We start from the raw sequence: 12066 nt of genomic DNA on the forward strand, positions 1-12066 counted from the left end.
GGGCGGGGGGTCAGCGGTCGAGCACGCGGCGCAGGACGCGCTCGAGCTCGCTGGCGGGGTCGTCGACCGGCCCGGCGGAGCGCCAGGCGACGTGGTTGTCGGGACGCACCAGGACGCAGCCGTCCTCGGCGACCTCGCGCAGGCGCGACCAGTCCTCGTAGAGGTCGGTGACGTCGGCGCCCGGTCCGACCACGACGCCGTGCAGCTCGACGCCCAGGACGGCCGCGACCTTGGCCGCCGCGTCGGCCCACGGGCGCCCGGTGATGCCGGTCAGCAGCGTGAAGCGGCCGTGGCCGGCGACGTCGTGGGTGCTGACGCGGCGCCCGTCGCGACCCAGCCAGCAGTGCGGCAGTCGGGCTCCGGGCCAGGTCGTCGGGTGGTAGTACAGCTCCGGGTCGCGGGTGTACGCCGGCTCCTCGGTGCCGTCGGCGACCACCGCGCCCGAGCGGTAGCGCTGGCCGAGCTCGACGCCGTGGGCGTTGAACTCGTAGTCCTTGAGCTCGAGCGCCGCGCGGATCCGCCGCCGCTTCTCGGCGCCGTCGGCGCTGTCGTCGGCGCGGCCGTCGATCCCGGCCTGCATCGCCTCGACGTCGTCGGTGCCGGTGACCTCGAGCGCCTCGAGCAGCGCGCCGAACTCCTCGATGCTCTTGTTGGCGCGGAGCACGATCTGCTCCCCCACCGGCGCCCGCTCGGCGTCGAAGGAGTCGAGCAGGCCCGGGCCGGCGGTCCCCCGCAGCACGTGGGCGAGCTTCCAGGCGAGGTTGTAGGAGTCGCCGATCGAGGTGTTGGAGCCCAGCCCGTTGGACGGCGGGTGGCGGTGCACGGCGTCGCCGACGGCGAACACGCGACCCTGGGCGTACCGCTCGGCGTACATCTTGTTGTTGCCCCACAGCGACAGCGACCGGATGGTCACCGGCACGGAGTCGTCGCCGACGAGGTTGTGGACGATCTCGACCGCCATCTCGTCGGTCAGGTCGGGCGGCGGCTGGGAGATGTCGTAGCCCCAGGTGATCAGCCACTCGTTCCACGGCCGCACCATCCGCACCAGGCCCAGCCCGATGCCGCCGATCGTGGCGCCGGGCTGGAGCACCCAGTACAGGACGCTCGGGCGGTGCGCGACGTAGGCGGACAGGTCGGCGTGGAAGACGATGTTCATCGACCCCGCGATGTCCATCTCCCCGGCCATCGGCAGGGCCAGGTCGGACACGACCTTGCTCCGCCCGCCGTCGGCCGCGACGACGTACTTCGCGCGGATGGCGTACTGGTGGCCCCAGAGCCGGTCGAGGACCTGCACGGTGACGCCGTCGGCGTCCTGGGTCATCGACAGGTACTCGGTGTCGAAGCGCACCCGGCTGCCCCGCGACGCCGCGTGCGAGATCATGATCGGCTCGAAGATGGTCTGCGGGAGGTCGCAGTTCATCGACGGGGACGCCAGTCGGTAGTCCGCCTCCCGCTCGGGGTGCGTGCCCCAGGTGCGGATCCGGCCGATCTCCTCCCCCGCCAGGCTGGAGCAGAAGACGGTGTCGCCCATCAGGTCGTGGGGCGTGGCCTCGGCGAGGACCTCGTCCTCGATGCCCATGTCGCGCATGATCTCGACGGTCCGCTGGTTGGTGATGTGGGCCCGCGGGGTGTTGGCGGTCCAGCGGTACTTGGTGATGACGATGTGCTGCACGCCGTACGTCGCGAGGAACAGCGCGGCGCTGGCGCCCGCGGGTCCGCTCCCGATGACCAGGACGTCGGTCGTCAGGTCGTCGGGGTCCGCGCCGTGGCCGGCGAAGGAGCCGGCGGACGCCGCCTCGGGGGCGGGCTCGATGACGGGGTCGGTGCTCATGCGGTCTCCTCGGGGGCCAGGACGATGTCGAAGTCGGCTGAGGTCCAGGCGACGTCGGGGGTGCGCCCGTCGGGGGCGGCGGTGCCGGCGGAGTGCTCGGTGAAGTCGACGACCAGCGACTCCTTGACCCCGAACACGGCGTCGGAGTCCTGGTAGGTGTCGCCGCGCACGAAGATGTGGGTGACCAGGCGGTGCAGCCCGGGCGCGGTCACCATGAAGTGCAGGTGCGAGGCCCGCATCGGGCCGCGGGCGGCGGCGGTGAGCAGGTCGCCGACCGGGCCGTCGTGCGGGATCGGGTACGGGGTGGGCGTGACGCACCAGAACGCGTAGCGGCCGGCGTCGTCCGTGCGCAGCCGCGCGCGGCCCGAGACGCGGCCGTCACCGTGCTGCACGTCGTAGAGGCCCTCCTCGTCGGCCTCCCACACGTCGAGCACCGCTCCCGCCACCGGGGTGCCCGCGACGTCGCGGACGGTGCCGGAGACCCAGCAGGGCTGGCCGGGCGCACCCTGCGCCGCGTCGCCGCCGAGCTCGATCTCGGGGGCGCCCTCGGCGAAGAACGGCCCGAAGACCGTCTGCTCGGTGGCGCGCGGGTCGTCGGGCTCGTTGACGGTGATCGTCTGCATCGACAGCCCGAGCACGTCGGAGAGCAGGATGAACTCCTGGCGCCGGTCGTCGGTGATGTGGCCGCAGCGGGTGAGGAACCCGACGGCGGCCTCCCACTCGGCCTCGGTGAGCCGGGTCTCGCGGACGAACGCGTGGGCGTGGCGCACGAGCGCGGTGAACAGCTCGCGGTGCCGGGCGTCGGGGGTGTCGGCGAACGAGGCGAGGACCTTGTCGGTCACCGCCTGCTCGCGCGTGTCGCGCTCGTGGGGGGCGCTCATCTCTCGCCGTCTCCTCGGGGGTCGGTGCCGGCCCACGCGGCGCGGAGCAGCTGCTCGGCGTCGGCGGGCGCGACGGGGCGGGGGTTGGAGGGCGGTGCGGCCTCGGCGACCAGCGCCGCGTCGGGGGCGAGGTCGGCCTCGCGCATCCGCGTGCCGTCGGGGCCGCGCAGGTCGCGCAGCGCGGTCGGGGCGCCGAGGTCGCGGGCGAGGGCCACCAGGCCGGCGACGGCGTCGCGGTCGCCGAGGGCCTCGGCCACGCGTCGCGCCGCCTCGGGGGCCGCGGGCGCGTTGAACGCGAGGACGTGCGGCAGCACGACGGCGTGGGTGTCGGCGTGGGGCAGGTCGTGCGCCCCGCCGAGCACGTGGCAGACCTTGTGGTGCAGGCCCGAGCCCGCGGAGGCGAAGACCACCGCGGACAGGTGGGCGCCGTACAGGCAGCGGTCGCGGGCCGCCGGCGCCCCGGGGCCGTCGGGGTCGGCGACGAGGGCGCGCAGGCCCTCGGCGAGCACCCGCACCGTCTCCCCGGCCAGCACCGTGTCGACGGGGTCGACCCGCGGCGCCCAGAGGGCGTCGACCGCGTGGGCGAGGGCGTTGAGCCCGCTCGCGGCGGCCAGGCCGACCGGCAGGGTCGCGGTGAGGTCGGCGTCGTACAGCACCGTGCGCGGCAGGACGACGGGGTCGACGCCGGTCCGCTTGCGGCCGTGCTCGGTCAGGCCCCACACCGGCGTCGCCTCGGACCCGGCGTACGTCGTGGGGACGGCGAGGACCGGCAGCCCGGTGGTCAGCGCCACCGCCTTGGCGGTGCCGGTCGTGGACCCGCCACCGACGCTGAGGAGGACCTCGGCCCCGGTCTCGGCCGCCGTCGCCCGCGCGGCCTCGGCGACCGCGACCGGGACGTGGGGCCGCACGGCGTCGAACACCCCGACGACCACGGGCCCCGCCCCGGCGCCCGGGCGGGTGGCGAGGTCGGCGGTCAGGCGGTCGGCCAGCTCGGCCTCGGCGCTGCCGGCGACCAGCAGGACCCGCGTCCCGCCGAGCCGTCGCAGCTCGTCGGCGAGCCGCGACGCGGCCGCGCCCGGGGCGAAGACCACTCGCTGGGCGAGGGTCTCCCGGTCGAAGCCGAGCCGTGTGTCGTGCGTCACGCCCCCATCCTGTGACCCGGGCTCGTATAGGTCCAATATGTATCGGGCCCACGAGTGATACTTTTCGCGGATGGATCTGCGCCAGCTGCGCTACCTGACCGCCGTCGTCCACGAGCGGTCCTTCACCCGGGCCGCAGCGCACCTGCACATGACCCAGCCGCCGCTGTCGGCCGCGATCGCGCAGCTCGAGCGCGAGCTGGGGGTCTCGCTGCTCGAGCGCCACGGCCGCGGCGTCGAGCCCACCGCCGCCGGGGAGCACCTCGTGGCCCGCGCGGCGCTGCTGCTGGCCGACCTCGACGCGACCGCCGCGAGCGTGCGGGCGGTGGGCACGGGACTGCTGGGGCGGCTGTCGGTCGCGATCGGGCCCGGCCTGTCCTCCGAGCTGCTCCCCCACCTGCTGGAGAGCTTCGACGCGCTGGCCCCCGACGTCGACGTCGAGGTGCTCGACGTCGCCGAGCCCGACGCGGTCGACCTCGTCCGCGACCGGGCGTGCGAGGTCGCCGTCGTCTACTGCTCGCGCGCCGCCGACCTCGAGCGGTTCCACGGCCGGGAGCTCGAGGTCGCGATGGTGCGCCGCGAGCCGGTGGTCGCGCTGGTGCCGGGTGCGGACGACCCCCGCACCTCCTCCCTGGGCGACACCGCGACGCTCCCGCAGCTCGCGGCGGCGCCGGGGCTGCGCTGGCTGGCGCCGGTGCCGCACGTCGGCTTCCCCGGGCTCGCCGAGCGATTGCGGGAGGCGTGGGCCGCCAGCGGCGGACCCCCCGTCGTCCGACGGCGGCTGTCGGGCACCGACACGGCCGTGCGGCTGGTGGCGGCCGGGGGCGGGTTCGCCCTCGTGCCGTCGTCGGTCGCGCGGGCCGCGGCCGGGCCGGCCCACGGCACGCGGGTGGTGGCGCTCGCGACCCCGGTCGCCCCGGTCGAGGCCGTCGTCGCGTGGCGCCAGGGCGAGCGACCCTCCCCGGTGCTCACCCGGTTCCTGCGGGCCGCGCTGTCGACGCCGGAGCCGGACCGGCTCGGCCCCGCGCACGAGCGCGAGACCGAGCCGGGGGTGCTCAGGCGATCCGACGCAGCCTGGTGATCGTCAGGCCGTTGTCGTCGAGCAGCTCGGGGATCCGGCCGGCGAAGTCGACGAGGTGCGGGGTGGCCAGGTGGGCGTCGAGGTGCTCCGGGGTCTCCCAGTTCTCGTAGAAGAAGAAGACCCCCGGCTCCTCCACGCTCTCGTGCAGGTCGTAGTTGACGTACCCGTCCTCGGCCGCGGTCGGCTCGATGAGCGACCTCAGCCCCTCCCGCAGCTCGTCCTCCTTGCCCGGCGCCGCCTTCATGTAGGCGATCACGGTGAGCAGGTCGCGGTTGGTGTCGGTGGGGGTGGACATGGGTCTCCTCCTGGGTCGGGACGGTGGCGCCGGACGTGGGGCCCGACGTGGTGGACGCCACATGTGACCACACGCCGTTGGGCCGCGGTGGTTGCGCGGTGTATTAATTTGCGACCCGTGAGCACCCCCACCGAGATCGCCTCCGCCATGGCGGACGCCGCGACGACCTGGCTCGACCTCCTCGACGAGGGGCAGCGGCCCGACGCCACGGGGGACGCGCCCGCCGACGACGGCAGCGACGCCGAGCGTCGGCGCTGGTTCTACACGCCGACCGACCACGGCGGGCTCGACCTGCACCGCCAGTCGCCCACCCAGCAGCGCGCCGCGATGCGCCTGGTGGCCACCGGCCTGTCCGAGGCCGGCTACGTCACGGTCGCGACCACGATGGGCCTCGAGAACGTGCTCGACCGCGTCGAGGGGTTCGTGACGCGGTTCGACCGCGAGCGCGGCCGCGACCCGGGCCTGTACTACCTGCGGGTGTTCGGCGAGCCCGGCGGCGAGGCTCCCTGGGGCTGGCGCTTCGGCGGCCACCACGTCTCGCTCAACAACCTGGTCGTCGGGGGCGAGCTGGTCGCCGTCACCCCCTGCTTCATGGGCGCCGACCCTGCCTCCTCACCGCTGCTGGGCGGCGCTCCCCACCGTCCGCTGGCGCGCGTCGAGGACCTCGCCCGCGAGCTCGTCGCCTCCCTGCCGACGCCGTTGCGCGACCGCGCGGTGCTCAACCGGAAGGCGCCCTCCGACTTCGTCACGGCCAACCGGACCGTGGTGTCCGAGGGCGACCGCGTGATCCCCCTCGCCGGCATCTGGCGCGACGAGCGCTTCGCCGACGACGAGGAGCAGGCCAAGCTGCAGACCCTCAGCGACGCGATCGACGAGGCCGCCGACTACGACGAGGCCGACCACGCCTCGGTCGAGCTCACCCGCAGCCCGCGCGGCGTGCCCGCCGCCGAGATGGACGAGCGCCAGCGCCAGCTCCTGCGCGCGCTGCTCGGGACCTACCTCGGGCGGGTGCCCGAGGCGGTGTCGCCGCTGGCCGACTACGACGACGAGGCCGCGCTCGACGCGGTCCACGTGGCCTGGGCCGGCTCGCTGCAGGAGGGCGAGCCGCACTACTACCGGCTGCAGGGACCGCGGCTGCTCGTCGAGTGGGACAACACCCAGCGCGGCGCCAACCACGCCCACTCGGTGTGGCGCGACCCGGAGGCGGACTTCGGCATGGACGTGCTGGCCTCCCACCACGCGGACCACCCCCACTGAGGGGGCGGGCTGACGTGACAGGGTGACCGCCGTCACGTCATCACCTGTCACCTCTCGGGAGGTCCGATGAGCGCCGAGGTCGTCTCGATCGTCGTGCTGCTGGTCCTGTTCGTCGTCGGCACCGCACGCTCGGTGAACCTCGGCATCCTCGGCTTCGCCGCGGCGTACGGCGTGGGGATCCTGGCGGTGGGGATGAGCGCCGAGGACATCGTCGCGCTGTTCCCGGGCGACCTGTTCCTCGTGCTGGTCTCGCTGACGCTGCTGTTCGGCTTCGCCGCCCACAACGGCAGCATCGAGCTCCTCGTCACCTGGGTGATGCGCGCGTGCCGGGGGCGGGTGGCCCTCGCGCCGTGGGTGTTCTTCACGCTGACGGCGCTGCTGATCTCGCTGGGGGCGCTGTTCGCCGTCGCGATCGTGGCGCCGCTGGCGATGCCGTTCGCCCGGCGCTACCGGCTCGACCCGCTGATGATGGGGATGATGGTCGTGCACGGCGCGCTGGCCGGCGCCTTCAGCCCGATCAGCGTCTACGGGGTCTTCATCAACTCCTACCTCGACGACCAGGGCCTGCCCGTGAGCCCCCTGGTGCTGTTCGTGGTGCCGATCGTGTTCAACGTCCTCGTCGCCGCCGTGCTGTACGTCGTGCGCGGCGGTTGGCGCGCCGGCGGCCGCATCGAGGCCGAGGAGGCCGAGGAGACCGACGGGGCCGACGGGGCCGGCCGGACCGCGACCCCCGCGGGCGGCGGCACCGCGACCGTCACCGCGGCCCCCACCACGGCCCGCCCGACCACCTACCAGGCGGTCACGCTGCTGGCTCTCGCGGTGCTCGCCGTCGGGACGACCGCGTTCGGCGCCGACATCACGGCGCTGGCCATGCTGCTCGCGACCGTGCTCGCGGTGGCCAACCCGGCGGCGGCGAAGGAGTCGCTCGGCACCGTCAGCTGGTCAGTGGTCGTCCTGGTGACCGGGATGGTGACCTACATCGAGGTGCTGCAGCAGGCCGGCACGGTCACGTTCGTCTCCGACGGCATCATCGCCGTCGGCGCGCCGCTGCTCGCGGCCCTGCTGCTGTACTACCTCGCCGGCGTCACGTCGGCCATGGCCTCCTCGGTCGGCATCATCAGCGTCGCCATCGCGCTCGCCGTGCCGTTCCTGGAGGCGGGGTCGGTCGACCCGATCCTGTTCGTGGTCGGCCTCGCGATCGCCTCGACGATCGTCGACGTGAGCCCGTTCTCGACCAACGGCGCCCTCGTGCTCGCCAACGTGGCCGACGAGGACCGCGACCGGTTCTACCGGCAGCTGCTCGTGTACGCCGGCATCGTCGTCGCCGTCGGCCCCGGCCTCGCCTGGCTCACCGTGCTCGCGCCCAGCGGGCTCTGAGCGCGCCGGGCCGGGACCGCCCGGGTCAGGACCGCCCGGGTCAGGACCGCCCGGGTCAGGACTGCTCGGTCGCGGCGAGGCGCGCCAGCACCCCGGCGTACACCTCGCCGAGGACGCGCACCTCGTCGGGCGTGAGGTGGTCGAAGACGAGCCGCCGCACCGTGCAGGCGTGACCCGGGGCGGCCTGCTCGATCGCCTCGCGGCCCGCCGGGGTGATCGCGACGAACGCGCCCCGGGCGTCGTCCGGGCACTGCTCGCGCCCGACGAGACCGCGCTTCTCCATCCGGGTGAGGTGGTGGGAGGTGCGGCTCTTCTCCCACGTCAGCATCTGGCCCAGCTCGGAGACCCGGACCCGGCCGGCTTCGCTCTCGGAGAGCTGCACCAGCACGGCGAAGTCCGGCAGCGAGAGCCCGGAGTCGGCCTGGAGCTGGCGTCCGAGCGCGGCCGGCAGGAGCGTGTCGAGGGTCGTCCACTGACGCCACACGCACTGCTCGGCGTCACCCAGCCAGGGTCCCTCGTCGCTCATGGGGACCATCCTACGGTCTTTGTTGACACGTCACCATTCGTCGTGGCACTGTTGTTGACACATCAACCCGACGCTTCGAGGAGACACCATGAGCACCCTGTCCGACCTGACCGGCAGCTACACCATCGACCCGACCCACACCCGCATCGGCTTCGTCGCCCGTCACGCGATGATCACGAAGGTGCGCGGCAACTTCAACGAGTTCGAGGGCACCGCGACCGTCGGCTCCGACCTCGCCGACTCGAAGGTCGACCTCACCATCCAGGCGACCAGCATCGACACCCGCAACGAGCAGCGCGACGGCCACCTGCGCAGCAACGACTTCCTCGCGATGGACGAGTTCCCGACCATCACCTTCACCTCGACCTCCGTGAAGGCGACCGGCGACTCCAGCCTCGAGATCACGGGCGACCTCACGATCAAGGGCACGACGAAGCCCGTCACGGTCCCCTTCGAGTTCGAGGGCGGCGCCACCGACCCGTTCGGCTACGAGCGGGTCGGCTTCGAGGGGTCCGTCGTCATCAACCGCAGCGACTTCGGCGTCACCTGGAACGCCGCGCTCGAGACCGGCGGCGTGCTCGTCAGCGAGAAGATCACCCTCGAGTTCGAGGTCTCCGCGGTCAAGAACGCCTGACCTCGCCCGGCCCCACGGCCCGTCGTCCCCCCCGGGGGCGGCGGGCCGTCGTGCGTGGGACCGTCCGACCTGCCCGAGCGGGTCGTTGCCCCCTCGTGCCGGGTCGGGGAGGGTGGTCCCCACACAGGTCGGTGGTGGAGGTCACATGAACGCCCAGGGTCACGCGGAGTCCTACGACGTCGGGACGACGGACGTCCCCCTGCTCGAGGAGACGATCGGGGAGCGCTTCGCGCGCACCGTCGCCGAGCACCCGGACGCCGAGGCCCTCGTCGAGGCCGCCACGGACCGCCGCTGGACGTGGTCGGAGCTCGCCGCGGACGTCGAGGCCGCCGCCCGGGGTCTGCTCGCCGAGGGCGTCCGGACCGGGGACCGCGTCGGCGTCTGGGCGCCCAACTGCGCCGAGTGGACGATCACCCAGCTCGCCACCGCCCGCATCGGCGCGATCCTGGTGACCATCAACCCGGCGTACCGGACCCACGAGCTGTCCTACGCCGTCAACCAGAGCGGGCTCAGCCTGCTCGTCGCCGCGTCGACGTTCAGGACCAGCGACTACGCGGCCATGATCGCCGAGGTGCGGGGCCAGTGCCCGACCCTGCGGACCGTGGTCCTGCTGGACACCGACGACTGGGGCGCGCTGCTCGAGTCGGGCGCCGGGCTGCCGTCGGACGCCGTCGCGGCGGTCGGTCGCGACCTGCGGGCCGACGACCCGATCAACATCCAGTACACGAGCGGCACCACCGGCTACCCCAAGGGCGCCACGCTGTCGCACCGCAACATCCTCAACAACGGCCACCTCGTGACCGGGACGATCGAGCTCACCGCCGCGGACCGGCTCTGCATCCCGGTGCCCTTCTACCACTGCTTCGGCATGGTGATGGCCGTGCTCGGCTGCGTCAGCCACGGCACGACGATGGTCGTCCCGGGGCCGGCGTTCGACCCGGCCGCGGTGCTGGGCGTGGTCGAGCGCGAGCGCTGCACCGCGCTGTACGGCGTGCCGACGATGTTCATCGCGATGCAGAACCTCCCCGACTTCGCGTCGTACGACCTCTCGAGCCTGCGCACCGGGATCATGGCCGGCTCCATCTGCCCGGTCGAGGTGATGCGGCGCTGCATCGACGACATGCACATGGCGCAGGTCTCGATCGCCTACGGGATGACCGAGACCTCGCCGGTGTCGTGCCAGACGCTGACGACCGACGACCTCGACCGCCGCACGTCGACGATCGGGCGGGTGCACCCGCACCTGGAGATCAAGGTCGTCGACCCGGCCACGGGCGCGACGGTGCCGCGCGGGGAGACCGGTGAGTACTGCACCAGGGGCTACAGCGTGATGCTCGGCTACTGGGACGACCCGGACAAGACCGCCGAGGCGATCGACGCCGACGGCTGGATGCACACCGGCGACCTCGCCGTGATGCGCGAGGACGGCTACTGCAACATCGTGGGCCGCATCAAGGACCTCGTCATCCGCGGCGGGGAGAACATCTACCCCCGGGAGATCGAGGAGTTCCTCTACGCCCACCCCGACGTCGAGGACGTGCAGGTGGTCGGCATCCCCGACGAGCGGTGGGGCGAGGAGCTGTGCGCCTGGATCCGCATGCGGTCCGGCGCGGAGCCCCTGGACGCGGCGGCGGTGCGGGCGTTCTGCGAGGGTCGGCTGGCCCACTTCAAGATCCCGCGCCACGTGCTCGTGGTCGACGAGTTCCCGATGACCGTGACCGGCAAGATCCGCAAGGTCGAGATGCGCGAGCGCAGCCCGGAGCTGCTCGGTCTCGCCTGAGACCCCCGCTCCGGCGGGCCACGGCTAACCTCGCCCGCGTGGAGGGTCCCGAGCAGCCGCTGACGCGTGCGGGCGCCCGCGCCTGGGCGGTCGCCCAGGTGGCGGCGCGCGGGGACGACCCGGCGCGGCTCGTCGAGGTCGAGCACGACGCGCTGAGCGACTCCGAGCACAGCGGTGGCTACGCCCACCGGCACGGCCGGGTGCTCTACGTCGCGCTGCGCGACGGGTCCTTCGGCACCCACCTCGACCCGGGCGACGAGCCGGGACGGGCCGCGCTGCTGGACCGGGTGCTGGAGCGGGCCCGGCTGCGCAACCGCACCCTGCGCCCGACCGAGCTCGGGGTGCACCAGCAGGCCGTGCTCGCCGCGCTGCGCGGCGGCGTACGACGGGTGGCGGCGCTGCCGGAGCGCGAGCGACCCGGCGTGGGCCCCGTGGAGCTCCCGGGGGCGGAGTGGCTGCTGATGACCCTGCGTCGCGCCTCCCCCACCGGTGCCCCCACGGCCCAGGAGGCGCTGCGGACGCTCGCCGGCTCCGACGAGCTGCTCGCCCCGCCCGACCCCGGCGCCGTGCGGGCGCACCCGTGCCCGCTGTGCCGGGGCCTGGCGCCGTGGACGGAGCGCTACCCGGCCGCGGTCTGCGCCGACTGCGGCGCGACCACGCGCTGCCGTCACCACCGGCTCGTCGCCGGGCGCAACACCTCGTGGAACGGCGGGTTCGAGGCCGTCCACCGCGACGACGGCAGCGTCTGCGACGACGCCACCGCCGGCGGCGGGGTCACCGTCGCCGGGCTGCCGTGCCGGATGGGCGAGGCGCGCTTCGGCGGGGTGGTCGTCGAGGCCGTCGCGCAGCTGCCGGACCCGCGCGACGACCTGGCGGTCCTCGGGGCGGCCCGCACCCGCGCGGACCTGGTCGCGGAGGTCACCGGCCTGCCCGCTCCCCCGCTGCCGTCGTGGGCCGGCGGCCCGGTCGCCGACGGCGACGTCGCCGCGCACCTCGCCCACCTCACCGACCACCTCCTGGCCGCGGCGGCCTCCGCCTGGTGCCGCGACCACCCGGGCCCCGGCCAGCTCGGGGACCTCCCCCGGGAGCCCGCCGTCCGACGCGGCCTGGCGCTCCTGGTCGACCCCGCCCTCGCCCCCTAGGCGCGAGTCGGCACGAGCGTGCGGTCCGGGACCGCCGAGTCGGCGCGTGCGTGCAGTCCGGGACCGCCGAGTCGGCGCGTGCGTGCAGTCAGGGCGCGGGACGCGGGCGACGTCGTACGGCGG

General features: G+C 74.2%; 11 protein-coding genes. 6 read left to right on the plus strand and 5 right to left on the minus strand.

Features of this window, described 5'->3' with window-relative positions; translation table 11 throughout:
• Nucleotides 1-10 precede the first annotated feature (10 nt).
• From ABD158_RS18480 to ABD158_RS18490, 3 genes are read right to left on the minus strand one after another with little or no spacing between them, the layout of a single operon-like run.
• A complete protein-coding gene (locus ABD158_RS18480) occupies nucleotides 11-1831 on the minus strand; it encodes an FAD-dependent oxidoreductase (RefSeq protein ID WP_344009341.1) in 1821 nt (606 codons plus the stop codon).
• The gene (locus ABD158_RS18485; protein WP_344009343.1) at nucleotides 1828-2712 is read right to left on the minus strand and encodes a dioxygenase family protein; all 885 of its coding nucleotides are present in this window, start codon (nucleotides 2710-2712) and stop codon (nucleotides 1828-1830) included. The genes ABD158_RS18480 and ABD158_RS18485 overlap by 4 nt, the downstream gene beginning before the upstream one ends.
• The gene (locus tag ABD158_RS18490) at nucleotides 2709-3854 is read right to left on the minus strand and encodes a maleylacetate reductase (protein WP_344009345.1); all 1146 of its coding nucleotides are present in this window, start codon (nucleotides 3852-3854) and stop codon (nucleotides 2709-2711) included. The genes ABD158_RS18485 and ABD158_RS18490 overlap by 4 nt, the downstream gene beginning before the upstream one ends.
• A 70-nt stretch (nucleotides 3855-3924) precedes the next feature.
• Between ABD158_RS18490 and ABD158_RS18495 the strand changes: the two genes are divergently transcribed.
• Complete coding sequence (locus tag ABD158_RS18495; protein WP_344009347.1) at nucleotides 3925-4932, plus strand: LysR family transcriptional regulator; 1008 nt, start codon at nucleotides 3925-3927, stop codon at nucleotides 4930-4932.
• Here ABD158_RS18495 and ABD158_RS18500 read toward each other — a convergent pair.
• Nucleotides 4907-5227, minus strand: coding sequence for a putative quinol monooxygenase (locus ABD158_RS18500; RefSeq protein WP_344009349.1), 321 nt, complete (start codon nucleotides 5225-5227; stop codon nucleotides 4907-4909). The genes ABD158_RS18495 and ABD158_RS18500 overlap by 26 nt on opposite strands.
• A 117-nt stretch (nucleotides 5228-5344) precedes the next feature.
• On the opposite strand from ABD158_RS18500, the gene ABD158_RS18505 reads away from it, so the two are divergent.
• Both ABD158_RS18505 and ABD158_RS18510 read left to right on the plus strand, forming a co-directional pair.
• Complete coding sequence (locus ABD158_RS18505; protein WP_344009351.1) at nucleotides 5345-6484, plus strand: DUF3500 domain-containing protein; 1140 nt, start codon at nucleotides 5345-5347, stop codon at nucleotides 6482-6484.
• Between the two features lie 66 nt (nucleotides 6485-6550).
• On the plus strand, nucleotides 6551-7861 hold the full coding sequence (locus ABD158_RS18510) for an SLC13 family permease (protein ID WP_344009353.1): 1311 nt from the start codon (nucleotides 6551-6553) through the stop codon (nucleotides 7859-7861).
• Between the two features lie 55 nt (nucleotides 7862-7916).
• Here the strand turns inward: ABD158_RS18510 and ABD158_RS18515 are convergent, their stop codons facing one another.
• Complete coding sequence (locus tag ABD158_RS18515; RefSeq protein ID WP_344009355.1) at nucleotides 7917-8387, minus strand: MarR family winged helix-turn-helix transcriptional regulator; 471 nt, start codon at nucleotides 8385-8387, stop codon at nucleotides 7917-7919.
• An 88-nt stretch (nucleotides 8388-8475) separates the two neighbouring features.
• Here ABD158_RS18515 and ABD158_RS18520 point away from each other — a divergent pair, with 88 nt between their 5' ends.
• The 3 genes from ABD158_RS18520 (at nucleotide 8476) to ABD158_RS18530 (ending at nucleotide 11943) form a co-directional block, all read left to right on the plus strand.
• Nucleotides 8476-9021 carry a YceI family protein gene (locus ABD158_RS18520; RefSeq protein WP_344009357.1) on the plus strand — a complete coding sequence of 182 codons (546 nt, stop codon included), beginning with the start codon at nucleotides 8476-8478 and terminating at the stop codon, nucleotides 9019-9021.
• Nucleotides 9022-9166: 145 nt separating this feature from the next.
• Nucleotides 9167-10801, plus strand: coding sequence for an AMP-binding protein (locus ABD158_RS18525; protein ID WP_344009358.1), 1635 nt, complete (start codon nucleotides 9167-9169; stop codon nucleotides 10799-10801).
• A 38-nt stretch (nucleotides 10802-10839) separates the two neighbouring features.
• The gene (locus ABD158_RS18530) at nucleotides 10840-11943 is read left to right on the plus strand and encodes a hypothetical protein (RefSeq protein ID WP_344009360.1); all 1104 of its coding nucleotides are present in this window, start codon (nucleotides 10840-10842) and stop codon (nucleotides 11941-11943) included.
• The last annotated feature ends 123 nt before the right edge of the window (nucleotides 11944-12066 follow it).

The organism is Nocardioides lentus (assembly GCF_039529515.1).
Classification (GTDB): domain Bacteria; phylum Actinomycetota; class Actinomycetes; order Propionibacteriales; family Nocardioidaceae; genus Nocardioides; species Nocardioides lentus.